This is a genomic window from Pseudomonas sp. NBRC 111123 (assembly GCF_001320205.1).
Lineage (GTDB): Bacteria > Pseudomonadota > Gammaproteobacteria > Pseudomonadales > Pseudomonadaceae > Aquipseudomonas > Aquipseudomonas putida_J.
Map to the genome: position 1 here is coordinate 45,004 of NZ_BCAZ01000006.1, position 24,469 is coordinate 69,472.

Annotated in this window: 21 protein-coding genes; 15 read left to right on the forward strand and 6 right to left on the reverse strand. The window is 62.9% G+C overall.

Annotation, left to right across the window (positions count from 1 at the left end):
* Positions 1-68: 68 nt before the first annotated feature.
* The 4 genes from APH27_RS05320 to APH27_RS05335 all read left to right on the forward strand — a co-directional run bounded on the left by APH27_RS05320 (position 69) and on the right by APH27_RS05335 (position 3,574).
* Positions 69-548: an NYN domain-containing protein gene (locus APH27_RS05320; RefSeq protein WP_027917740.1), complete on the forward strand. Its 480-nt coding sequence runs from the start codon at positions 69-71 to the stop codon at positions 546-548.
* A gap of 8 nt (positions 549-556) precedes the next feature.
* Positions 557-1,162: a PolC-type DNA polymerase III gene (locus APH27_RS05325; protein WP_060484199.1), complete on the forward strand. Its 606-nt coding sequence runs from the start codon at positions 557-559 to the stop codon at positions 1,160-1,162.
* Positions 1,163-1,272: 110 nt separating this feature from the next.
* A complete protein-coding gene (gene yedA, locus APH27_RS05330; protein ID WP_027917738.1) occupies positions 1,273-2,187 on the forward strand; it encodes a drug/metabolite exporter YedA in 915 nt (304 codons plus the stop codon).
* 55 nt (positions 2,188-2,242) lie between these two features.
* Positions 2,243-3,574: a DEAD/DEAH box helicase gene (locus APH27_RS05335; RefSeq protein WP_060484200.1), complete on the forward strand. Its 1,332-nt coding sequence runs from the start codon at positions 2,243-2,245 to the stop codon at positions 3,572-3,574.
* Positions 3,575-3,685: 111 nt separating this feature from the next.
* Here the strand turns inward: APH27_RS05335 and APH27_RS05340 are convergent, their stop codons facing one another.
* From APH27_RS05340 to APH27_RS05350, 3 genes are all read right to left on the reverse strand, one after another.
* Positions 3,686-4,921, reverse strand: coding sequence for a TIGR03862 family flavoprotein (locus APH27_RS05340; protein WP_060484245.1), 1,236 nt, complete (start codon positions 4,919-4,921; stop codon positions 3,686-3,688).
* A 149-nt stretch (positions 4,922-5,070) separates the two neighbouring features.
* Positions 5,071-5,985, reverse strand: coding sequence for a histone deacetylase (locus APH27_RS05345; protein ID WP_060484201.1), 915 nt, complete (start codon positions 5,983-5,985; stop codon positions 5,071-5,073).
* A 38-nt stretch (positions 5,986-6,023) separates the two neighbouring features.
* Positions 6,024-6,710: an Ais protein gene (locus APH27_RS05350; RefSeq protein ID WP_027917734.1), complete on the reverse strand. Its 687-nt coding sequence runs from the start codon at positions 6,708-6,710 to the stop codon at positions 6,024-6,026.
* Positions 6,711-6,876: 166 nt separating this feature from the next.
* On the opposite strand from APH27_RS05350, the gene APH27_RS05355 reads away from it, so the two are divergent.
* The 4 genes from APH27_RS05355 (at position 6,877) to APH27_RS05370 (ending at position 10,167) form a co-directional block, all read left to right on the forward strand.
* Positions 6,877-7,449, forward strand: coding sequence for a GNAT family N-acetyltransferase (locus APH27_RS05355; protein ID WP_054883940.1), 573 nt, complete (start codon positions 6,877-6,879; stop codon positions 7,447-7,449).
* Positions 7,450-7,539: 90 nt separating this feature from the next.
* Entirely contained in the window at positions 7,540-8,409 is an 870-nt protein-coding gene (gene tesB / locus APH27_RS05360; RefSeq protein ID WP_027917732.1) for an acyl-CoA thioesterase II, read from the forward strand.
* Positions 8,406-8,996, forward strand: a complete 591-nt coding sequence (locus APH27_RS05365; RefSeq protein ID WP_027917731.1) for an HAD family hydrolase — start codon at positions 8,406-8,408, stop codon at positions 8,994-8,996. Before tesB ends, APH27_RS05365 begins: the two co-directional genes overlap by 4 nt.
* A 160-nt stretch (positions 8,997-9,156) precedes the next feature.
* Positions 9,157-10,167 (forward strand): NAD(P)-dependent alcohol dehydrogenase, encoded by a 1,011-nt coding sequence (locus APH27_RS05370; RefSeq protein ID WP_060484202.1) that lies wholly within the window; start codon positions 9,157-9,159, stop codon positions 10,165-10,167.
* A 38-nt stretch (positions 10,168-10,205) separates the two neighbouring features.
* Here the strand turns inward: APH27_RS05370 and APH27_RS05375 are convergent, their stop codons facing one another.
* The gene (locus APH27_RS05375; RefSeq protein WP_027917729.1) at positions 10,206-10,904 is read right to left on the reverse strand and encodes a FadR/GntR family transcriptional regulator; all 699 of its coding nucleotides are present in this window, start codon (positions 10,902-10,904) and stop codon (positions 10,206-10,208) included.
* A 259-nt stretch (positions 10,905-11,163) separates the two neighbouring features.
* Between APH27_RS05375 and APH27_RS05380 the strand changes: the two genes are divergently transcribed.
* On the forward strand, positions 11,164-12,516 hold the full coding sequence (locus APH27_RS05380; RefSeq protein WP_027917728.1) for an MFS transporter: 1,353 nt from the start codon (positions 11,164-11,166) through the stop codon (positions 12,514-12,516).
* A gap of 19 nt (positions 12,517-12,535) precedes the next feature.
* Positions 12,536-13,891 carry a glucarate dehydratase gene (gene gudD / locus APH27_RS05385; RefSeq protein WP_060484203.1) on the forward strand — a complete coding sequence of 452 codons (1,356 nt, stop codon included), beginning with the start codon at positions 12,536-12,538 and terminating at the stop codon, positions 13,889-13,891.
* Positions 13,892-14,046: 155 nt separating this feature from the next.
* On the opposite strand, the gene APH27_RS05390 is transcribed toward gudD, so the two are convergent.
* Entirely contained in the window at positions 14,047-14,934 is an 888-nt protein-coding gene (locus APH27_RS05390) for a LysR substrate-binding domain-containing protein (protein ID WP_027917726.1), read from the reverse strand.
* Between the two features lie 99 nt (positions 14,935-15,033).
* Between APH27_RS05390 and APH27_RS05395 the strand changes: the two genes are divergently transcribed.
* The 3 genes from APH27_RS05395 (at position 15,034) to gabP (ending at position 19,330) form a co-directional block, all read left to right on the forward strand.
* Positions 15,034-15,984: a 2-hydroxyacid dehydrogenase gene (locus APH27_RS05395; protein ID WP_060484204.1), complete on the forward strand. Its 951-nt coding sequence runs from the start codon at positions 15,034-15,036 to the stop codon at positions 15,982-15,984.
* A 179-nt stretch (positions 15,985-16,163) separates the two neighbouring features.
* Positions 16,164-17,507: an MFS transporter gene (locus APH27_RS05400; RefSeq protein WP_060484205.1), complete on the forward strand. Its 1,344-nt coding sequence runs from the start codon at positions 16,164-16,166 to the stop codon at positions 17,505-17,507.
* A gap of 431 nt (positions 17,508-17,938) precedes the next feature.
* Entirely contained in the window at positions 17,939-19,330 is a 1,392-nt protein-coding gene (gene gabP, locus APH27_RS05405) for a GABA permease (RefSeq protein WP_027917723.1), read from the forward strand.
* Between the two features lie 380 nt (positions 19,331-19,710).
* On the opposite strand, the gene APH27_RS05410 is transcribed toward gabP, so the two are convergent.
* Positions 19,711-20,574: a LysR family transcriptional regulator gene (locus APH27_RS05410; RefSeq protein ID WP_027917722.1), complete on the reverse strand. Its 864-nt coding sequence runs from the start codon at positions 20,572-20,574 to the stop codon at positions 19,711-19,713.
* A 248-nt stretch (positions 20,575-20,822) separates the two neighbouring features.
* On the opposite strand from APH27_RS05410, the gene APH27_RS05415 reads away from it, so the two are divergent.
* Both APH27_RS05415 and APH27_RS05420 read left to right on the forward strand, forming a co-directional pair.
* The gene (locus APH27_RS05415; RefSeq protein ID WP_060484206.1) at positions 20,823-22,355 is read left to right on the forward strand and encodes an MFS transporter; all 1,533 of its coding nucleotides are present in this window, start codon (positions 20,823-20,825) and stop codon (positions 22,353-22,355) included.
* A gap of 118 nt (positions 22,356-22,473) precedes the next feature.
* Complete coding sequence (locus APH27_RS05420) at positions 22,474-24,465, forward strand: DUF262 domain-containing protein (protein ID WP_256250551.1); 1,992 nt, start codon at positions 22,474-22,476, stop codon at positions 24,463-24,465.
* Positions 24,466-24,469 lie beyond the last annotated feature (4 nt).

Genomic DNA, 24,469 nt, shown 5'->3' on the forward strand with positions numbered 1-24,469 from the left:
TCCAAGTGTGCACTTGACCTGTGGGAGCGGGCTTGCCCGCGAATTCTTCCAGACCATGAGGTTCTCAGGTGAAAAAGATCGCGCTGTTCGCCGATGTGCAGAACCTCTACTACACCGTGCGCCAGGCCCACGGCTGCCACTTCAACTACACCGCATTGTGGAAGGACGTCAGCCGCGAAGGCGAGATCGTCGAGGCCGTGGCCTACGCCATCGACCGTGGCGACAGCAAGCAGCAGCAGTTTCAGCAGATCCTGCGCAACCTGGGTTTTGACGTCCGCCTCAAGCCTTTCATCCAGCGCAGCGACGGTTCGGCGAAGGGTGACTGGGATGTGGGCATCACCCTTGATGTGATCGATGCGGCCAGCCGGGTCGACCAGGTGGTACTGGCCTCCGGTGATGGTGACTTCGACCTGCTGCTGGAGCGGGTCATCCAGCGCCACGGCACTGAGGCTGTGGTTTATGGCGTCCCCGGTCTGACGGCGTTGTCACTGATTCGTGCCGCCACCCGCTATGTGCCCATCGAAGGCGCGCTGTTGCTCAAGCACTGAGGTTTTTTGTGGAACGTATCGCTGTAATCGACTTTGAAACCACCGGCATTTCACCCGGCGCCGGCTGCCGCGCCACCGAGGTGGCAGTGGTGATGCTGGAACGCGGGCGTATTGTCGAGCGCTATCAGAGCCTGATGAACGCCGGCGTGCCGGTGCCAGCCTTCGTCGCCGGGCTGACCGGCATCACCACCGCCATGCTGCGCAGTGCGCCGCCGGTGGACAGGGTGATGAACGAGGTCGCCGAGTTCGTCGGTGATACCCCGCTGCTGGCACACAACGCAGCCTTCGACCAGAAATTCTGGGATTACGAACTGGGCCGCATCGGCCGTAGCCGCCAGCAGTCCTTCGCCTGTTCTCTGCTGCTGTCACGGCGCCTGCTACCGGCAGCGCCGAACCACAAGCTGGGTACCCTGACCCGCTGGGCCGGGCTGCCGGACACCGGTACCGCGCACCGGGCCATGGCCGATGCCGAAATGGCTGCCAACCTGCTGCAACACCTGGCCGGTGTGTTGCGCCAGAGCCATGGCGTCCAGCAACTTTCCCACGAACTCTTGTGCCGTCTGCAGAAAACGCCTGCGGCGAAAGTTCGCGAAACCTTGGCCAAGTTCGCCTGAGCAGCGCAGCAAAAGTGTGCCGCTCATTTGGAGCGGTTTTGTAACTTATCTTTGCTTGAACACAGCCCTAAACTCGGTCACCCGAAAACGGATTTTTTGAGTTGCCTGCCATGCCTGCCTCCCGTCGCTTTCCGCTGTTGCTCGTCGGCGCCTTTCTGGCCTTGTACCTGGTCTGGGGTTCCACTTACCTGTTCATCCGCATTGGGGTCGAGTCATGGCCGCCGATGCTGATGGCGGGCGTGCGCTTCCTGATCGCCGGCGGCTTGCTGTACGGCTTTCTGCGCTGGCGCGGGGTGCCGGCTCCGACCTGGCCACAATGGCGTGCGGCAGGTGCCATCGGCTTTCTGCTGCTCAGCTGCGGCAACGGCGGTGTGACCGTGGCCGAGCATGCGGGTGTGGCATCGGGCGTAGCGGCGTTGGCGGTGGCCACGGTGCCGTTGTTCACCCTGGTGTTCGGCTTGCTGTTCGGCCACCGCAATTCGCGCCTGGAGTGGGCCGGGATCTTCCTCGGCCTGATCGGCATCGGCTTGCTCAACCTCGGCTCGAACCTGCAGGCCAGCCCCATTGGCGCGGCGCTGATCCTGTTTGCTGCGGCTTCGTGGGCGTTCGGTTCGGTGTGGAGCAAAAGCCTGCCATTGCCCCAGGGGCCGATGGCCAGTGCCGCCGAGATGCTGGTAGGCGGTGCGGTATTGCTGCTGGGCAGCGTGCTGTCGGGTGAGCGCATGACGCAGATGCCGAGCGTTGCTGGCTGGGGCGCGCTGGCCTATCTGGTGCTGTTCGGTTCGATCCTCGCCTTCAGCGCCTACATGTACCTGCTCAAGAACGTGCGCCCTGCCGCTGCCACCAGCTATGCCTACGTCAATCCCGCTGTGGCGGTGTTGCTGGGCATCGTCTTTGCTGGCGAAGAGATCGGTGCGGAAGAATGCCTGGCCATGGCGGTGATCATCGGCGCAGTGGTGCTGATCGGCCTGCCGCAGTGGCGCAAGGCGCCCGAGCAGGGGTTGAAGGGCGAAATCTGCAAGTAGCCAGGGGCGATGCGGTAAACTTGCCGCCTTCGCTGAACCCCCTGACGGTATTGCCATGAATTTCGCCCAACTCGGCCTGATCGAACCCCTGCTGCGTACCTTGCAGCAGCTGGACTACACCTCCCCGACGCCAGTCCAGGCCAAGGCCATCCCCGCGGTGCTGGCCGGTCGCGACCTGATGGCCGCGGCCCAGACCGGCACCGGCAAGACGGCCGGCTTCGCCCTGCCGGTGCTGCAGCGCCTGGCCTTGGAAGGTGAGAAAGTCGCCAGCAATTCGATCCGCGCGCTGGTGCTGGTGCCGACCCGCGAGCTGGCTGAGCAGGTTCACAACAACGTGCGCGAGTATGCCGAGAACCTTCCACTGAGCACCTACGCGGTGTATGGCGGGGTCAGCATCAACCCACAGATGATGCGCCTGCGCCGTGGTGTCGACCTGCTGGTCGCCACACCCGGTCGCTTGCTCGACCTGTTCCGTCAGAACGCGGTGAAGTTCAACCAGGTGCAGACCCTGGTGCTCGACGAAGCCGACCGCATGCTCGACCTGGGCTTTGCCGAGGAGCTGCAGTCCGTATATGCCGCTTTGCCGCGCAAGCGCCAGACATTGCTGTTCTCCGCCACCTTCTCCGAGCAGATTCGCATGCTCGCGGGCCTGGCCCTGAACGACCCGCTGAGCATCGAAGTCAGCCCGCGCAACGCCGCGGCGACCACCGTCAAGCAGTGGCTGGTGCCTGTGGACAAGAAGCGCAAGGCCGACTTGTTCATGCACCTGCTGCGCAAGCAGCGCTGGAAACAGGTGCTGGTGTTCGCCAAGACTCGCAATGGCGTCGATCAGCTGGTCGAGCGCTTGCTGTCTGAAGGCGTGAATGCCGACGGTATCCACGGTGATCGCCCGCAGGCTACCCGCCAGCGCGCACTGGACAGCTTCAAGGCGCGGGAGGTCCAGGTGCTGGTAGCGACCGATGTCGCAGCCCGTGGCCTGGATATCGACGACCTGCCGCTGGTGGTCAACCTTGACCTGCCGATCGTGGCCGAAGATTACGTGCACCGTATCGGCCGTACCGGCCGGGCCGGCAACAAGGGCGAGGCGATTTCGCTGGTGTGTGCCGATGAAGTGCAGATGCTGTCGGCGATTGAAGTGCTCACCCGGCAGACCTTGCCGCGCCATGAAGAGCCTGACTTCATCCCCGAGCACCGGGTACCGATGACCGATGCCAGCGGCCAGGTGATCAAGAAGCCGAAGAAGCCCAAGAAGCCGAAAGAAAACAGCGCCAAGCGCGGGCTGGGGCGCTGGATGGACAGTGCCGAGGCGGGGGCTGGTGAGCCGGCGGTGAAGGCCGTGCGTAAAGTACCAAGCTTCAACGGCGGGCCGCGCAAGCGTAAGCCTTAGTTTCGGGACCTGTGGGCGCGGGCTTGCCCGCGAACGCGGGCGAAGCCCGTGCCATGCACCGCATTGCCTGCTTCGCGGGCAAGCCCGCTCCCACAATGGACGATGTCTGCCTCAGGGGTTCAGCCAGTGTGCTGCAGCTTGCCCCGCACGAAGCCCGCTGGCAAAGCAGGCCGTCAGCAGATACCCCCCGGTCGGCGCCTCCCAGTCCAGCATCTCGCCCGCACAGAACACCCCCGGCATCCGGCGCACCATCAACCCTTCATCCAGCCCTTCGAAACGCACGCCACCGGCACTGCTGATCGCTTCGTCCAGCGGTCGGGTCCGTACCAGCGTGATCGGCAAGGCCTTGATCGCCTGCGCCAGCGCCTGAGGATCGGCAAAGGTCGATTGATCCGTCAGTTCCCGCAGCAACGCGGCCTTGACCCCATCGATCCCCAGCTGGCTGTGCAGATGCTTGGCCATCGACCGCGAGCCCCGCGGCTTGGCCAGCGCCTGGGCAATTTTGTCCACAGGCTTGTCCGGCAGCAGATCGAGTAACAGCCTGGCATGCCCTTCATGCTCGATGGCCTGGCGCAGCTGCGCCGACCATGCATACACCAGGCTGCCTTCGACACCTTGCGCCGTGAGGATGAATTCGCCCTTGCGCGGCGCCATGCCCGGTACGCTCAACGCAATATTCTTCAGCGGGGCGCCCGCGAACTTGTCCACAAGCAGTTGGCTCCAGCCCTCCACTTCGAAACCGCAGTTGCTCGGCCGCAACGGCGAGATATCCACAGCGCGTTCGGCCAGCAAGGGCTGCCAGGCACCATCGGAGCCCAGCCTTGCCCAACTGGCGCCACCGAGGGCCAACACCACGGCGTCGGCTTTGACCTGCAACTCACCCTGTGGATAAGCGATCCGCAAGCTACCGTCGGCATTCCAGCCCAGCCAGCGGTGGCGGGTGTGGATAACTACGCCATTGTCACGCAGGCGCTTCAGCCAGGCGCGCAGCAGCGGAGCGGCCTTCATGTCGGTGGGGAAAACCCGGCCCGATGTACCGACAAACGTTTCGATCCCCAGCCCATGAATCCACTGGCGCAGCGCATCGGCATCGAAGTCGCGCAACAACCCGTCAATCTGGCCTTCGCGCTCGGCATAGCGCGAAACGAACTGTGGATAAGCTTCCGAGTGGGTGATGTTCATGCCGCCAACGCCGGCCAGCAGGAATTTGCGGCCCACCGATGGCATGGCGTCGAACACTTCCACCGCCAGGCCCGCCTGGGCCATGGCTTCTGCGGCCATCAGGCCGGCTGGGCCGCCGCCAATGACGACGGCCAGGGGAGGGGTTGCGGGGGATTTTTCTGGCATGGTGGGCCGCAGGCTGTGGAAAAGGCCGCCCATTCTAGCGCAGCAGGGCCGGCAGAAGTACTGTACAAAAAATGATCAGTGTTCTGCAGGCCAGGCTGGCAAAGGGCTGCAGCGTCTTTCCCGCAGGTTATCCACAAGCGGTTCCACAGTCATTGTGAACAACCCATGACCCGTGCCGCACTGTGGTGAAGAATGCCGTGGCGCTTGGCCAAGGCTTCGCGGTCCTTGCTATAGCCACCACCGATCACGCCGACTACAGGGATATCGCGGCCCAGGCAGTGGCGCATCACCATTTCGTCACGCGCTGCCAGACCCTGGTCGGTGAGTTGCAGGTAACCCAGGGCATCGTCCTTGTGCACATCGACCCCGGCGTCGTACAGCACCAGATCGGGTTGATAGAGCGGCAGCAGGTAGTTCAGCGCATCTTCCACAACCTTAAGGTAAGCCGTGTCGCCCATGCCGCGTGGCAGGGGGATGTCCCAGTCACTGTGGGCCTTGCGTGCCGGGAAGTTCTGCTCGCAATGCAGCGATACGGTGATGGCGTCCGGGGTGTCGTGGAGGATGCGCGCAGTGCCGTCGCCCTGGTGCACATCACAGTCGAAGATCAGCACCCGGTGCACACGGCCGGCTTCAAGCAGGTAGCGGCTGATCACTGCCAGGTCATTGAAGATGCAGAAGCCGGCCGGGTGGTCATGGTGGGCGTGGTGGGTGCCGCCGGCCAGGTGGCAAGCGATGCCGTGCTGCAGCGCCATCTCGGCGGTCAACAGCGAGCCGCCCACCGCACGCACGGTACGCCGCGCCAGGGCCTCGCTCCAGGGCAGGCCGAGGCGGCGCTGGTCCTCGCGGGACAGTTCGCCGTTCATGTAGCGCTCGATGTAGCTGCGGTCATGGGCCAGGGCGAGGATATCGTTGGGGCAGATGTCCGGGCGCAGCAGGGCTTGGTCGGTGGTCAGCCCGCTGCCCACCAGGTGGTCGCGCAGCAGGCGGAACTTGTCCATCGGAAAGCGGTGCTCGGCGGGGAATTCCGGGCTGTAGTCTTCGTGGTAGATCAGCGGCAACGGCATGGGGAGTTCGCAATCGGGGCCAGCGCTGATCTTGCCAGTTATTTCCCTGCGCTGGCCAATACGCGTTGCCAGTCCGGCTCGTTCAAGCGGCCAAGGATCCGCGCCTTGCCGTTGGCGTCCACCGAGACGAACAGTGCGCTGGCGAAATTGCTCTCGCGTTCACCACCGGCCACGCGCTGCTGGCGGGCGAAATGGTCGATGCAGCCATTGTGGGTCACCAGCACAAGGTTGTGCCCTGCACGCTTGCGTGCCAGCGCTTCGCTGGCGAATTGGTTGTCGCAGCTTTCCAGCCAGGCTTCGCTGGGTACGCTCTGGCCAAGGATGAAGTGCGCAGTTTGCTGGGTGCGCACTTTAGGGCTGGCGAGCAAATCGGCATTGCTCAGGCCCAGTTGCTTCAACCCTTGGCCTACGCGCGTGGCGGCCTCGCTGCCGGCCACGGTGATGCCGGTGGGGTCGTTCAGGCACGGGCCGGGCGCGCTGTCGCAACGCTCGGCATGGCGGATCATCACGATCACCGCACCGTCGGCCCAGTCCTGCAGCAGGCCGCTTTCGCTCAACTGTTGCTCATTGCCAAGGTCCACGATATGGGTCCTCGTTGCCAGCCAGGTGGTCACAGCCGCGATGACCATGCACAAGCCAAATGCGGCACCGAAGGCTTTGCGTGACATGCGTCGCTTGCGACGGGCGTGAATGGCGGGATGGCCCAAGGTGTTGCCAGGTTGCATGCGTCACTCCAATGGCGCGGCGGTGGATTGGGGCAGTGTGCGCAGCCGTCTGTCGGGGGCCGGTGAAGGGGTTGTGAAAATTGCATTCTGGGCGCTGCCGGTTGCGTGAAAAACCTGGCCGCGCCTACGCTGTTAAATGCCCCACCGCACAACCGGAGCTCGCCCCATGACCCCCATCCTTCACCTGGAAAGCGCACGCCTGGTGCTGCGCCAATGGCACGATGACGACCTGCGCGAGTTCGCCGCGATGTGTGCCGACCCGCAGGTGATGCGCTATTTCCCGGCGCCGATGACACGGCTGGAGGCCGCGGCGCTGATTGGCAGGATCCGTGGGCACTTCAATGAGTACGGTTTTGGCCTGTGGGCTCTGGAGCGCAAGGACAGCGGGGCGTTCATCGGCATGACGGGGCTGCTCAATGTCAATTTCGACGCGCCGTTCGCCCCCGCCGTAGAGATCGGCTGGCGCCTGGCGCGGCGCCACTGGGGCCTGGGGTTTGCGAGCGAGGCGGCGTGGACCTGCCTGCGTTGTGCTTTCGCCCAATTGCGCGTGGAGGAGGTGGTGTCGTTCACTAGTGAGAGCAACTTGCCGTCGCAGAAAGTCATGCAGGCCATTGGCATGGTCCAGGACGTCAATGGCAGCTTCGACCACCCCCGCCTGCCCATCGGCCACCCGTTGCGCCCCCATGTGCTGTACCGCATCGACCGCGCACATTGGGAACAGACCCTGCGCACTGAATGAGCCGCCATGCACGGCGTCAATGGCAAACCCTGTATCATTTCCCACCTGAGAGCGCCGTAGAGCTGTGATGCCTTGCTAGGAGAACCCCCGATGAGTCATGTGTTGGACGACCTGGTCGACCTGTTGAGCCTCGAATCAATCGAGGAGAACCTGTTCCGTGGCCGCAGCCAGGACCTGGGCTTCCGCCAGTTGTACGGTGGCCAGGTGCTGGGCCAGTCGCTGTCGGCCGCCAGCCAGACGGTCGAAGATGCGCGCCACGTGCATTCGCTGCACGGTTACTTCCTGCGCCCGGGCGATGCCAGTTTGCCGGTGGTGTACTCGGTCGACCGCGTGCGCGACGGCGGCAGCTTCAGTACCCGGCGGGTGACGGCGATCCAGAAGGGCCAGCCGATCTTCACCTGCAGCGCATCGTTCCAGTACGACGAGGAAGGCTTCGAGCACCAGGTGCAGATGCCCGACGTGGTCGGCCCGGAAAACCTCCCCACCGAAGTCGAGCTGGCCAGCGCCCATGCTGACAAGCTGCCCGAACGCATCCGCGACAAGGTGCTGTGCGCCAAGCCGATCGAGATTCGCCCGGTGACCGAGCGCGACCCGTTCAACCCCCAGCCCGGCGACCCGGTGAAGTACGCCTGGTTCCGCGCCGACGGTACACTCCCTGACGTACCTGCACTGCACAAGTACCTGCTGGCCTACGCCTCCGACTTCGGCCTGCTGACCACGTCGCTGCTGCCCCATGGCAAGTCGGTGTGGCAGCGTGACATGCAGATCGCCAGCCTCGACCACTCGCTGTGGTTCCACCGCAACCTGCGTGCGGATGAGTGGCTGCTGTATGCCACCGACAGCCCGTGGGCCGGCAATGCCCGTGGTTTCTGCCGCGGCAGCATCTTCAACCGCGCCGGCCAGTTGGTGGCGTCGTCGACCCAGGAAGGGCTGATTCGCCACCGCAAGGACTGGGCATGAGCCTGGGCCAAGTCCGCAACTGGGTGTTCGACATGGACGGCACCCTGACTGTAGCGGTGCACGATTTCGCTGCCATCCGTGTGGCGCTGGACATCCCGGCCGAGCACGACATTCTTACCCACCTGGCAGCGCTGCCGGCAGCGGAATCGGCAGCCAAACATGCCTGGCTGCTGGAGCACGAGCGCGACCTGGCAATAGCCTCGACAGCGGCCACCGGGGCGGTGGAGCTGGTGCGTGAGCTGGCCGGGCGCGGTTGCCGCCTGGGCATCCTGACCCGCAATGCGCGGGAGCTGGCGCATGTGACGCTGGAGGCCATCGGCCTGGCCGACTGTTTCCAGGTCGAGCATATTCTCGGGCGCGATGAGGCTGAGCCCAAGCCCAGCCCGGATGGGCTGTTGAAGATTGCCAGTGCCTGGGGCGTGGCGCCCAGCGAGCTGGTGATGGTCGGGGACTACCGCTTTGACCTGGACTGTGGGCGGGCCGCTGGCGCGCGCACGGTGCTGGTGAATTTGCCGGACAACCCGTGGCCTGAGCTGGTGGATTGGCATGCTGCCGATTGCCGGGCATTGCGGGTGCTTTTGGGCTGACTCATGTGTCGCCTGTGGGGGCCTGTTCGCGGGTAGACCCGCTCCCACAGGAGCGCTGCAGGCCTGATTGCTGTGCGATACCTGTGGGAGCGGGTTTACCCGCGAAAGGGCCGACACTGGCTATGCTGAACCCCAGTCTTTCTCTGAATGGAGCCCAGTCATGACCAGCAAGGCCATCTATGTGCAACCCGGCGGCGGCTACGACAAGGTCGAAGTCGGCACCCGTGAAGCCCTCGCACCCAAGGCCGGTGAAATCACTGTGCGCCTGCACGCCAGCTCCCTCAATTATCATGACTTCGCCGTGGTCAGCGGCATGTGGGGCCCGACCGAGCGGCGTATCCCCATGGCCGACGGTGCCGGTGAAGTGGTCGCGGTCGGTGCAGGCGTCAGCGAGTTCAAGGTAGGCGATAACGTTGTCAGCACCTTCTTCCCCGACTGGCTCGACGGTCAGGCCAATGTCGAAGGCTTTGCCCAGGTGCCTGGCGACGGCATCGATGGCTACGCCCGCGAACAGGTAACCGCGCCGGCTACCTCCTTCACCCTGGCGCCCCAAGGCTTCAGCCACGCCGAGGCAGCCACCCTGACCACGGCGGGCCTCACCGCCTGGCGTGCGTTGATGAGTGATGACCACCTCAAGCCCGGCGACACGGTGCTGGTGCAGGGCACCGGCGGCGTGTCGATCTTCGCCCTGCAGTTCGCCAAGTTGGCGGGGGCGACGGTCATTGCCACGTCGTCCAGCGACGCCAAGCTCGAACGCCTGAAAGCGCTCGGCGCCGACCACCTGATCAACTACAAGAGCACCCCGGCCTGGGGCGACAAGGCGCGTGAGCTTACCGGCAATCGCGGCGTCGATCATGTGATCGAAGTGGGTGGCCCGGCGACCCTGGAGCAGTCGATGATCGCCGCGCGTATCGGCGGGCATGTTTCGCTGATTGGTATCCTCACCGGCGTGGCCGGGCAGCTGCCGCTGGTGCAGGCACTGGTGCGGCAGGTCCGCCTGCAAGGCGTGCTGGTGGGCAGCCGTGCGCAGCAGCAGGCGATGGTGCGGGCGATCGATGCCAATGGCTTGCGGCCTGTGGTGGACAAGCATTTCGAGTTGGAGCAGATCGTCGATGCGTTCCGCTATCAGGAGAGCAACCGGCATTTCGGCAAGATCTGCCTGACCTGGTAACCCGCTCCCACAAGGGAAAGCGCAATACCTGTCAGTTATCAGTCCGGCAACAATCGATCCCGGCTGTTGGACAGGTGCAGGCAGATTGCTGCCCGAGCCGCATCCGGGTCCTGCCGGCGGATGGCATTGAGGACCGCCTCGTGCTCGAGGTTGGCCAGGTACGCATGCCGCGCCAGCCTGGCCCCGGCGCGTTCGGCCAGGGCCATGCGGTTACGCGGGATCAGGCCATTGCCCAGCTGCGCCATCATCTCGCTGAAATACAGGTTGCCGGTGGCCTCGGCGATCAACAGGTGAAAGCGCCGGTCCGCCTCGATGCAGCTGTCCCCGGCTGCCGCCAGGTCTTGATAGTCATCCAGCGCCTTGCGCATGCGTGCCAGGTGCTCGTCACTGCGGCGCACGGCGGCGAGGGCGGCCGCCTGGCCTTCCAGGCCGATGCGCAGCTCAAGCAGGTCACGCACGCTTGCGGCGTTCTCTGCCCCCACGCGCAAACCCGCCTGGCCCTGGCGTTCCATCACGAACGTGCCGATGCCATGGCGCGGCTCCACCAGGCCTGAGGCCTGCAACTTTGACAGCGCTTCGCGGACCACGGTGCGGCTGACGCCATGCTCGCGCACCAGGGTGTTCTCTGACGGCAGCTTGTCCCCCGGCTTGAAGGTGCCCAGCAGAATCTGCTGAGTCAGGCTCGACACCAGGTCGTGGGCGCGGCTGTGGCTGCGTTTGGCTGGGGAAGTATTCATGAGGTTTCCGGGTCAAGGCTGCTTGTACGACAAGTTAATCACCAAAAATTTTTTTTGCCTGTTTTTTCTTTGCACGGTACAGGGCTGTTAAAAGCGTTTTCATCATGATCGACACAATATTGCCATCTATCAGCTTGTATTTTGCTGTTTAAGCGACATTTACCGTCTTGTCGTACAACCTCGCTGCGCATATGCTCCGTGCCACTGTCATGTCAGACAACTTCGACCCGCACAAAAACAATTAGTGGGAGATCCACAAGTGAACGACACCCTCGCTCCGTCTGCCCGGCATGAAGGCGACGCGTTGGCCAGTGCCGTGGCCAAGGTCAAGCGCCACGTACTGCCGCTGTTCGTCATCATGTTCATCGTCAACTACCTCGACCGCGTCAACATCGGCTTCGTCCGCCCGCACCTGGAAAGCGACCTGGGCATCAGTGCCGCCGCCTTTGGTTTCGGCGCCGGGCTGTTCTTCATCGGCTATGCGCTGTTCGAAGTGCCCTCGAACATGCTGTTGCAAAAGGTCGGCGCGCGGTTGTGGCTGACCCGCATCATGTTCACCTGGGGCCTGGTGGCGACCGCCATGGCTTTCGTGCAGAACGAAACCCAGTTCTACGTGCTGCGCTTTCTGCTGGGTGTTGCCGAGGCGGGTTTCTTCCCCGGCGTGATCTATTACTTCACCCGCTGGCTGCCGGCCGCCGAACGCGGCAAGGCGATTGCCATTTTCCTCAGCGGGTCCGCCCTGGCGTCGTTGATTTCCGGGCCGCTGGCCGGCGCACTGATGCAGATCCAGGGCCTGGGCCTGCATGGCTGGCAGTGGATGCTGTTCATCGAAGGCATGGCCTCGGTGACCCTGTGCTTCTTCGTGTTCTTCTGGCTCGACTCCAAACCGCAGGATGCCAAGTGGCTGAGCCAGGCCGAGCAGGACGCGCTGGTCGCCACCATCGACCGTGAGCAGCGTGAGCGCGAAGCCGTCGGCGCGGTGAAGCCTTCGACCTGGAGCCTGCTCAAGGACCGCCAGATCGTGCTGTTCTGCCTCATCTACTTCTGCATCCAGCTGACCATCTACGCTGCCACCTTCTGGCTGCCGAGCATCATCAAGCGTATGGGCGATCTCAGCGACCTGCAGGTCGGCTTCTTCAACTCGATCCCATGGCTGATCTCGATCATTGCCATGTATGCCTTCGCCGCCGGTTCCACGCGCTGGAAGTTCCAGCAGGCCTGGGTGGCCGGCGCCCTGGTGGTCGCTGCCATCGGCATGTTCATGTCCACCACCGGCGGCCCGGTGTTCGCCTTTGTCGCGGTGTGCTTCGCCGCCATCGGCTTCAAGTCGGCCTCGTCGCTGTTCTGGCCGATCCCGCAGGGCTACCTGGACGCCCGCATCGCGGCGGCAGTGATCGCCTTGATCAACTCGGTCGGCAACCTCGGCGGCTTCGTCGCCCCCACTACATTCGGCCTGCTCGAGCAGCAGACCGGGTCGATCCAGGGCGGGCTGTATGGCCTGGCCGTGACCTCGGTGCTGGCGGCCATCGCCATCTTCTTCGTACGCATTCGCCCGAAGGGCGCTCCTTCTGACGACCTCAAGGCCCCTTCGGCCCTGGGCCAGACCCACTGATGACTGCGAGACAACAACCATGAATATGCAGACCAATCCCGCCGTTCACACCAGCACCCCGGTTGTCACCGAGCTGCGCGTGATCCCAGTGGCAGGCCACGACAGCATGCTGCTCAACCTCAGTGGCGCCCACGGCCCGTACTTCACTCGCAACGTCGTGGTGCTGCGCGACAGTGCCGGTAACACGGGCCTTGGCGAAGTGCCCGGTGGCGAGAAGATCCGCCAGACCCTGGAAGACGCCCGCAGCCTGGTGGTCGGCCAACCGATTGGCCATTACCAGCGCGTGCTCAATGCCATGCGCCAGACTTTCGCCAACCGCGACTCCGCCGGCCGCGGCCTGCAGACTTTCGACCTGCGCATCACCGTGCATGCGGTGACGGCTATCGAGGCGGCGCTGCTCGACCTGCTCGGCCAACACCTCAACGTGCCGATGGCGGCACTGCTGGGCGAGGGCCAGCAGCGTGAGGCGGTGAAGATGCTGGGTTACCTGTTCTACATTGGTGACCGCCAGCAGACCGACCTGGCCTACCGCAACGAAGCCGATGCCGATGATGAGTGGTTCCGCCTGCGCCACGAAAAGGCCCTGACCCCGGAAGCCGTCGTGCGCCTGGCCGAAGCCGCCAAGCAGCGCTATGGCTTCAGCGACTTCAAGCTCAAGGGCGGCGTGCTGCGTGGCGAGGAGGAAATGGAAGCAGTGACGGCCCTGGCCGAGCGCTTCCCCGAAGCGCGCATTACCCTCGACCCGAACGGCGCCTGGTCGCTGAAGGAGGCCATCGCCCTGTGCCGCGACAAGCACGCTGTGCTGGCTTATGCCGAAGACCCGTGCGGTGCCGAGAACGGCTACTCGGGGCGTGAAGTGATGGCCGAGTTCCGCCGAGCCACCGGCTTGCCGACGGCCACCAACATGATCGCCACCGACTGGCGGCAGATGGGCCATGCGATCCAGCTGCAGTCGGTGGACATCCCCTTGGCCGACCCGCACTTCTGGACCTTGCAGGGTTCGGTGCGGGTGGCGCAGATGTGCAACGACTGGGGCCTGACCTGGGGCTCGCATTCGAACAACCACTTCGACATTTCGCTGGCGATGTTCACCCAGGTGGCGGCGGCGGCGCCGGGTGAAATCACGGCCATCGATACCCACTGGATCTGGCAGGACGGCCAGCGCTTGACCCGTGAGCCGCTGCGCATCGTCGATGGCCATGTGCGGGTGCCGGCGCGGCCGGGGCTGGGGGTGGAACTGGATGAAGACCAGCTGGCCAAGGCCCATGAATGCTACCGCAACATGGGGCTGGGGGCGCGGGATGACAGCGTGGCGATGCAGTTCCTGATTCCGGGCTGGAGCTTCGATAACAAGCGGCCTTGCCTGGTGCGTTAAGGCATAGCTTGTCAGCACTTGTAGGAGCGGCCTCGTGTCGCGAAAGGGCTGCAAAGCAGCCTCAGGATGTCAGCGCAGATGCATGAATTGCTGGGGCTGCTTCGCAGCCCTTTCGTGACGCAAGGCCGCTCCTACAAAAAGCAGTGCAGCTCGGGTCATTCAGGCTCGAAGAATGCCCGCGCCATCTCCACAAAACCCCCGAGCACCGGGTTCGGGTTATCCCGGCAGAACGCCAGAAAGATCTCCGCCTGCTGCTCGATCCCCACCAACGGCTTGAACACCACCTGCTCCAGGCGCAATGCCTGCGCCGAAGCCGGCACCACCGCGCAACCCAGCCCGACATTGACCAGGCCCAGGATCGAATGCGTCTGCCCCAGCTGATGCAGATACCGCGGCTGCACCCCATGCCGGGCAAACAGATTGGCAATGCGGTCATGGAAATAGCGCCCTTCGTTAGCGCTGTACATCACGAACGGCTGCCCATCGAAATCGCTGGGCCTGAGCCGCTCGCGCGCCGCCAGCGCATGCCCGGCGGGCAGGGCGGCGACGAACGCTTCGCGGTGGACCGGCAGGTATTCCACGCGCGCACTGGGCAGCACCTGGCGCACCAGGCCAACATCGATCAGGCCGGCCTCCAGGTCATGCACCTGGGTGGAGGACACGCGTTCGCTGAGCACCAGTTCGATGTCCGGCAGGGTCTGCCCGGCATGCACCAGCAAACGCGGGATCATGCTGTAGGCGCCGACAGCGGTGAAACCCAGGGTCAGGCGGCCCGCTTCGCCATGGGCGATACGCCGCGCCGACTGGCTGGCCGATTCGGCGACTTGCAGGATACGCCGGGCATCTTCAAGAAAGCTTTGCCCGGCCAGGGTCAGGCGTGCCTGACGGTTGTTGCGCTCCAGCAACAGTACCCCAAGGGCGTGTTCCAGCAGCTGTATCTGACGGCTCAGCGGCGGCTGTGTCATGTGCAGGCGGGTGGCGGCGCGGCCGAAATGCAGCTCTTCGGCGACCGCGACGAAGCAGCGCAACTGATGCAGCTCCATGATTCAATTCCTGAATTATTCGATCCACTATCTATATTAGACCTGTATCAAATGCGGGCCTAGCATCGAGTCATGTCTTCGAACTGCCGGATGCCCAGGATGAACAACAACGCCATCGACGTGCTGCTGACCCAGCCCGTCCCCGAGGCCATCGATGCCCAGCTGGTCAGTGCCTACCAGGTGCATCGGCTGTATCAGCATGACCACCCGCAACAGCTGCTCGCCGAGGTTGGCCCGCGCATTCGCGCTGTAGTCACCGGCGGTGCCAAGGGCTTGTCGAACGCGCTGATGGACCAGTTGCCCAGCCTTGAGATCATCGCCATCAGCGGTATCGGCACCGACGCCGTGGACCTGCGCCACGCGGCCAGCCGCGGTATCCATGTCACCACCACACCGGGTGTGCTCACCGCGGATGTGGCTGACCTGGCGATGGGCCTGATCATCAGTACCCTGCGCCGCCTGGGCGAGGGTGAGCGGCTGGTGCGCGACGGTTTGTGGGGCACGGTCAACCTGCCACTGGCGCGCAAGGTCAGCGGCATTGAACTGGGTATCGTCGGGCTTGGCGAGGTGGGCAAGGCCATCGCCCGGCGTGCCGCTGCATTCGACATGCGCATTGCCTACAACGGGCGGCGCGAGCAGCCAGAAACGGGTTATCGCTACGAGGCCAATCTGGTCGAGCTGGCGCGCTCGGTGGATGTACTGGTGGTGGCGGCTTCTGCCGATGGCGGCCAGGTGCTGGTGACGGCCGAGGTGCTTGATGCACTGGGGCCGGAGGGGTACCTGGTCAATGTGGCGCGCGGCAAGTTGGTTGACGAGGACGCGCTGGTCGAGGCGTTGCGGGAACAGCACATCGCCGGGGCCGGGCTGGATGTGTTTGTCGACGAGCCGTATGTGCCGCCGGCGTTGCGTGATCTGAACCAGGTCAGCCTGCAGCCGCATCGAGGTAGCGCCACGCTGCAGACCCGGTTGGAGATGGGGCGCATGGTGTTGAACAACCTTGAAGCCTGTTTCAGGGGCGAGGTGCCGCCGAATCGGGTGATCGACCTTTAGGGCCCTTTCGCGGCTAAAGCCGCTCCCACAGGGTTCTCCACAGGTGCTGAAAACTGTGGATGACCTTGTGGGAGCGGGTTCACCCGCGAAGAGGCCTGCACAGGCAACACAAGGCCCCAAAGGGCCACACCTTCTCTGTACAAAAACAATCGCTTCCACCGAGAAGCAAGAGGGTCCACATGAACAGCAAATCCGCCGTCGCCGCACCGCAGGCCGTGGCCGGGGTCGGCCGCCATCGCTTCCTGGTCCTGGCGCTGATCTTCGTCATCACCGTCATCAACTACGCCGACCGCGCCACCTTGTCGATCACCGGCACCGAGGTACTGAAAGACCTGGGCCTCGACCCGGTGATGCTGGGCATGATCTTCTCGGCCTTCGCTTGGGCCTACGCCCTGGGCCAGGTCCCCGGTGGCTGGCTGCTCGACCGGTTCGGTGCGCGCCGGGTCTATGGCATCAGCCTGATCCTCTGGTCACTGTTCACCCTGCTGCAGGGCACGGTTGGCTGGCTGGGCCTGGCCGGGGTGTCGGCGGCGGTGGCGCTGTTCTCCATGCGCTTCATGCTCGGCCTGGTGGAGTCACCGGCATTCCCGGCCAACTCGCGTATCGTCAGCTGCTGGTTCCCCACCCGTGAACGCGGCACGGCGTCAGCCTTGTTCAACTCGGCGCAGTACATGGCGGTGGTGGTGTTTGCCCCGCTGATGGCGTGGATGACCCACACCTTGAGCTGGGAGCAGGTGTTCATCTGGATGGGCGTGCTGGGGTTGGTGCTGAGCGTAGTGTGGTTCCGTCTTTATCACGAACCGCACAGCGCACCGGGGCTGAGCCGCGAAGAGCTCGACTACATGCGCGAAGGCGGTGCCCTGGTCGACCTGGAGCAGGAACGCAAGACGGCCAAGAGCAAACCGACCCGCGCCGAGATCGCCCAGCTGTTCACCAGCCGCAACCTGTGGGCGGTGTACCTGGGCCAGTACTGCATCACCGCGCTCACCTACTTTTTCATCACCTGGTTCCCGATCTACCTGATCAAGGGCCGTGGCATGACCATCATGGAAGCCGGCTGGGTCGCCGCGCTGCCGGCCATCTGTGGCTTCACCGGCGGCATTCTCGGTGGCTTCGTTTCGGACTGCCTGATCCGCCGCGGCGTGCACCCGTCCAAGGCACGCAAGACGCCATTCGTGATCGGCATGGCACTGTCCACCAGCCTGGTGCTGGCCAACTATGTGGATGGCAACGCGGCGGTGATCGCCCTGATGACCCTGGCCTTCTTCGGCAAAGGCCTGGCGGCGGTGGGCTGGGCGGTGCTGTCGGATGTGGCACCGAAAAAGATGGTCGGCCTTTGCGGCGGCGTGTTCAACGGTATCGGCAACATCGCCGGCATCGTCACCCCGTTGGTGATCGGTTACGTGGTCGCCAGCACCGGCTCGTTCCACAACGCACTCTGGTTCGTGGCCGCCCATGGCGTGCTGGGAATCTTCGCTTACCTGTTGCTGGCCACGCGCTTCGAGCGCACTGGGCAGGCGTAGGCAGACGCCTGAGCAACAGAGGCCCCGGGAGACCGGGGCTTTTTTGTTTGTGTCACGGTGGTGATCCTGTGGGAGCGGCGGTTCGGCGCCCCGACTTGCCCGCGAAGAGGCCGGGCCTGGCGACACACATCCAGATGAAAAACAAAAGCTTCAAATGCCCCGCTGGCGTAATCGGATATGCCATTCGCGACATCTGGCGTTTCTGGAAATGCGCTGTCGTGATCGAACAGTTCCGAGGCGTTCTCGTGTAATTTCCCACAGCCTCGCGGGGCTTAAATGAAGCCCGAACCACACCGGCATCTTGCTCTGTGACGCGTGCCAAAGATCAACAACAGACCGCCAGCAACATGTCGACTTATTGATTTGAAAGGAGATATTTTCGCCTACGCCTGCCCGTCCTTCCTTGTGTCAGCAAAAAGAGAACAACATCAATGAACACCGTGGGATCTGATGGCAACCTTGCACAAGGTTTCAAGCCACGTCATGTAACGATGCTGTCCATCGCCGGCATCATCGGCGCAGGACTTTTCGTAGGCTCAGGGCACGCCATCGCGGCGGCCGGGCCAGCCACCATTATTTCGTACTTCGTGGCCGGGACCTTGGTGGTGCTGGTCATGCGCATGCTCGGCGAAATGGCCGTGGCGCATCCGGACACTGGATCGTTCTCCACCTATGCTGACCAGGCCATCGGCCGCTGGGCCGGCTATACCATCGGCTGGTTGTACTGGTGGTTCTGGGTGCTGGTGATTCCCATCGAGGCACTGGCGGCGGGGCATGTGCTCAACGCCTGGTTCCCCGATATCCCCAGCTGGATCTTTGCCCTCGCCTCGGTGCTGTTGCTGGCGGGCACCAACCTGTTCAGCGTGGCCAAGTACGGCGAGTTCGAGTTCTGGTTCGCCATCCTCAAGGTCACGGCGATTCTCGGCTTTATCGGCCTGGGCTTTGCAGCGCTGATGGGCTGGCTGCCGAACCGTGAGGTCAGTGGCTTGAACGGTTTGATCGCCGAGCATGGCGGCTTTGCGCCCAAGGGCTGGTCTGCAGTCATCGGTGCGTTCATCACCGTGATGTTCAGCTTCATCGGCACCGAGGCCGTGACCATCGCCGCCTCCGAATCCAGCGACCCTTCGCGCAACATCGCCAAGGCCACCCGCTCGGTGATCTGGCGGATCAGCACTTTCTACATCCTGTCGATCTTCGTGATCATCTCGGTGGTGCCGTGGAACGACCCGCAGCTGGCGGTGGTGGGCTCGTACCAGCGCGCACTGGAAATCATGAACATCCCCAACGCCGCCTTCATGGTCGACCTGGTGGTGCTGGTGGCAGTGACCAGCTGCATGAACTCGTCGATCTACATCGCTTCGCGGATGATGTATTCGCTGGCCAAACGCGGCGACGCACCGGCGTTCCTCAACAAGACCTCCAAGGTCGGCGTGCCACGCGCCGCGGTGTTCGGTAGCACCCTGATCGGCGCCGCCATCGCCATCCTCAACTACTTCGCACCCAAGGGCGTGTTCGAGTTCCTGCTGGCCAGCTCCGGTGCCATCGCGCTGCTGGTGTACATGGTCATCGCCATCTCGCAGCTGCGCATGCGCCGCCGCCTGGAGCGCGAGAACACCGAGCTGAAGTTCCGCATGTGGCTGTTCCCGTACCTGACCTGGGCGGTGATCATCTTCATCGCCGGTGCACTGGCGGTGATGATGTACACGCCTGAGCACCGGGCGGAAGTGAGTTCGACCTTGGGCCTGGCGATCGTGATTTCCTTCCTGGGGATCGTGACCTCGCGGGGCCATGCGCAAACGGTGGGGGCGCGGTCGATAGGGTGATTGAGTTCACCTTGCAACAAGGGCGAGGGCACCCGTGGATGGGTGCCCTTGTTTTTTTGTTTTTCGACGTGATGGTTTCAGCGCCTGGTAGATCGAGCGCCGCCCCGCGGCGCATCGCGGATAAATCCGCTCCTACATCTGTTGCAACGTGGCCATGCCTGTGAGGCCATGGTTGTCAACCGCCCTGTAGGACTCAAGTCATGTGCCAGGGCTGACAACCATGGCGTTACAGGTTCGGCACGTTGCAACAGATGTAGGAGCGGATTTATCCGCGATGCGCCGCGCGGGCGGCGCTCGATCTGGCAGGCGCTGAAAACATCACGGCGAACACCATGCAGCAGATAAAAGTCTCACCAGTCGTGAGACAAATTGTTCGGCCACTAATCGCCCACCATCTCGATGTACCTGTTCACCGCCGGCGCTTTCTCGAAGCGCCGGTAAACCAGGCTCAACCACGAGCTGGGCTGGCAATCGGCAATCCGCCGGTAGTTCACTTGCGGCAGGCTGATGCGCTGCACCACCGACTCCGGCACGACTGCGATCCCTTGCCCCAGCGACACCAAGGTAATCACCGCCACCAGGCTGCCCGGTTGTGGCCCGAGCTGCGGGACGAAACCACCCTGCGCCGCCGCCTCCAGCGTGCCGGAAATCTGCTCCGGCAGGATGAAGGTCTCGTTGGCCAGGCGCGCGGCCGGAATCTGCGCCAGTTCGTTGATCCGTGAGCTGGCGGGCAGGGCGAGCACGAAGCCTTCCTGATGCAGGGCGATGGCTTCGAGTTCTTCTGGCAACTCCATCGGCGAGCGCACATAGGCCAGGTCGAGCAGGCCATCACGCACCATGCCCGGCAACTCGACCATGGGCAGTTCACGGATGTTCAGGCGCACACCGGGGTGTGCATCGCTGAAGCTGATCACCTGCCGCTGCAGCATGCCCGAGTATGCCGCCGACGCCACGTAGCCCAGCTCGATGCGCCCGCTTTCCCCGCGCCCGGCACGCTGCGCGCCCAACTGCGCGGCATCGAACTGGCGCACTGCCTGCTCGGCTTCGATCAGCAACGCCTGCCCGGCGGCGGTGAGGTTCACTTCGCGCTGATTGCGTTCGAACAGCCGCACGCCCAGCTCGCGCTCCATGTCCTGGATCTGCCGGCTGAGCGTGGGCGGGGCGATGCCCAGCTGCTCGGCGGCACGGGTGAAGTGACCGTGGCGGGCGACGCAGAGGAAGTAGCGGAAGTGACGGATTTCCATGCGGTGTTACCTGCAAGCTAATGACGCGGTCCCTTGAGGCTAACAAGCTTCGGGGCTGCTGGCATTAAGGTGAGTCCAACAGGCAGGGTACCGCTGCGCGGCCTATCGCCGGCAAGCCAGCGCCCACAAGCTATGCGTTCCCTTGCAGGAGCGGCGTTGCCGGGGGCGCCGGACCGGTCGGAAAGGGCTGCAATGCAGCCCCGGCGATCCCACAGACCAGCCAACCAGCTCACTCACCGGAGCCATCCATGCCCTCAGCACGCTTCACCCTGCTCACCGCCTCCCTGGTCTGCGCCCTGATCATCCTCGACACCAACATCGTCGCCGTCAGCCTGCCCAGCATCGCCCGCGACCTGTCCGGCTCGTTCGCCGATATCGAATGGGTGGTCAGCGCCTACCTGCTGGCCTTTGCCGCCTGCCTGCTGCCCGCCGGCAGCCTGGCCGACCGCTTCGGCCGTCAGCGTATGCTGCTGATCGGCCTGGCCGTGTTCGCCATTGCCTCACTGGCCTGCGGCGCTGCCCCCACCTTGCTGTTCCTCGACCTGGCCCGCGCGGCCAAAGGCGTGGGCGCGGCAATGCTGCTGACCTCAGCCTTGGCCGCCATCGGCCACCGCTTCCACGAACCCCAGGAACGCATGCGCGCCTGGGCATTCTGGGGCGCCTGCATGGGCGCGACCATCACCTTCGCGCCACTGCTCGGCGGCGTGATCGCCAGCACCCTCGGCTGGCGCTGGATCTTCTACATCAACCTGCCGCTGGTGGCGGTGCTGGCGCTGATGGTGCTGCGCAGTATCGAAGAGTCCCGCGACAGCGATGCCGCCCGGCTCGACCCGATGGGCAGCCTGACCTTCGCTGGCAGCCTGGGCTGTTTGATCTGGGCGATGATCGAGGCCAACCAGGTTGGCTGGACCAGCGTCGATACGCTAGGTCGTTTGCTGATCAGCGCGTTCCTGTTCGGCCTGTTCATCATGGTCGAACGCAGCCAGGAACGGCCGATGATCGACCTGCAGCTCATGCGCAGCGGGCGCTTCATTGGGGCCTTGCTGGGGATGTTCGCCTACGCCGCTTGTGCGCAAGTGATGATGACGTTGTTGCCGTTGTATCTGCAGAACGGGCTGCAACTGTCGGCGCTGGCGGCCGGGGCGGGGATGTTGCCGTTTGCCGTGGCGATGTTACTGACGCCGCGGTGGGGGATGCGGTTGGCTGTGCGTTTGAGCCCGGCGCAGGTGTTTGCCCTGGGGCTGGTGCTGGTGGGGGTGGGGAATCTGCTGTGCGCCTGGGCTGTCGGGATTGGCGGGTATGTGGCGTTTGCCCTGGCCAGCCTGGTGTTGGGCGCGGGGGCTGGGCTGCTCAATGGAGATACGCAGAAGAACATCATGGCTTGTGTGCCGCGGGAGCGTACCGGGATGGCTTCTGGGTTGAGTACGACTACGCGGTTTGGGGGGATTGTGTTGGCGATTGGTGTGCTCGGGGGTGTGTTGGCTGCACGCAGTGGGCAGTTGCTGCGTGAGGCCGTGGCTTCCATGGCGCCTGGGATTTTGGAGCCGGTTGCCGCAATGGCCTCGCGGGTTGCCGCAGGTGATTTGCAGTCGGCGTTGGCTTTACTGGAGCCCGGCTTACGGGAAACTGTGGCTCCCCTAGCTCGGCAGGCGTTTCTTGGCGGTTTTGCAGCTGTATTACTAACCGCAGGTATTGCCGCGCTGGTATTTGCCGCTCTTGTCGGAGTCTTGTTATCTCGTCCGTTAACCCCGCTGGAGGTCTGCACCAAATCCGCGGTGTGACCAATCAGCTAACAACGGCCTGAGCCTTGTCTTTGATGGCGCATGTCATGCGTTCTGGCAAAGTGCTAGTATCCGCCGTAATTCGAATGTGCGCGACTCACTAGCTGGAAGACTGCGCATGCCCACGCCATTCACGGAGCGAAACTCTGCAATGACCACCCAAGGATTTGGCGCTCAGCTGCTAACGCTGCCGGGTATTTTTACGGACCGGTTTTTCACCATCCCAGATTATCAGCGCGGATACGCCTGGGACAAAAAGCAGGTCGACGATCTGCTCAAGGATATCGATCATCTGATGCTGGATGGTGCCACATTGCGTCATTACACCGGCACGCTTGTTCTCAGTCGACCGACACATGCAACGGGCAACGCTTTAAGCGTCGTGGATGGTCAGCAGCGGTTAACCACACTTGCTATTTTCTTATCCCAGCTTGGTAATTTTCTACCGGTCGAAGATCGCGCTGCATTTTCGGCGTTGTATTTACGCCGCGGCGAATTGGGTAACGAGCGTGCTGTTCTGCGGTTGAACTCCGACACGCGATTATTCTTCGAACGTGTGGTGATGGGGGAGGGCAGCGTTGACAACAGCCCGGTTAAACTGGTGGCGCATAAGCGTTTGCTAATCGCCAAAGACACGATTAGAAAATGGTTGGAAGATAAAAGCGCTCAAGGCATTGAGCCGCAACGCATACGGTCAGTTCTTGAGCGCCGGCTTGGGTTTCTGGTGTTTGCGCCTGAGGAAGATGCCGAAACAGGGATCATGTTTGAGGTCATCAATAACAGGGGCAAATCGCTTAGTGAGCTGGAGAAGGTTAAAAACTATTTGATCTACTGCTGCGTCAAACTTTCTGCAGCTTCGCTCCGGGATAGCATCGACGAGGATTGGTCGGAAATACTGAGGGCCCTGAATATCGCTGGCAAAACATCAGCAGTCGAAGAAAGTGCTTTCCTTCGTTATTGCCTAGTCGTGCATTTCAAGCTGAACAAGACAGATAGCCAAAATGGCTACGAAGAGCTCAAGAAACGCGTCAACCTCGACAGTTGCCTGGTTGGTGATTCGCAGCGCGATCCGGTTATCAGAAAAATAGCTGAGTTTGTCCAGTTCATGAAAACTGCCGCGCTCTGGTATCAGCGTCTGTACGGGCGTGATCACACTGATCTGGAGCCTGAGACCGTTGTACTCCTTGATCAAATCCGAGCGCAGGCACGTCACGCGTCGATCATGCCGCTGTTTCTGGCCATGGTGATCAAACTGAAAGGTTCGGGTGTGCGCCTGCACAAATTGCTTCGGTTGCTTGAAATCCTCAATTTCAGGGTCTACATGGCGCGTAATATGACGTCGCGCAACGACACCGGGCAGGGCGACCTTTTTTGGTATGCCGCACAGTTTTACCACAGCAAGCTGCTGGCCTCGATCCCACCTGACGAGTTAAAGGTGGGGCGCACTCGGTTGGAAACCGATGAAGATGCATTGGAGTACCGGCTCGTTGGCTTTACCTATTGGCTAGCGGCGGATCACCGCTTCGAAAAATCATTCTCGCTTGATCCGGAAAGCCCTGATGATTTTTACAAGTGGAGCGGCTTGCGATACTTCCTCATGAATTATGAAGCGAAGCTCCAGCCGCGAAAGACGATCCAGATTGACAAGATCTTGCTCGGGGTTTCTGAGGGCAAGACCTCCGACTATTACTCTGTAGAACACCTCTGGGCCACTGAAAATAGAAACCGAGAAGGAGGGAATGTCCGTAAGCAAGACAAGTATCAGCGTCGTCGGCTGGGTAACTTTGTCTTGTTGGAGCTGCGCCTCAATATCCAGGGGGCCAATGATGATCTGGAAGAAAAATTGCCGCGTTACTGCGAAGGGCAGGGGGATGAGCCGCCTACCGAACTGCATCAAGTCCGCAAAATGGCTACTGATACGCGGTTGCTGATCGATGATTTCGAGGGAAGAAAGCGCACGATCAATTTCTACCATGACCTTCATAAGGAGCTGAATGATCGACAAGAGCAGCGCTTTATCAAGTTTGCGCAAGCACGTTGGGCGTTGAAGCAGTTTATCGGATACACGCAAATTCAGCGGGAAGCATCTCATGAGGGTGAAGAGGCCTAGATTT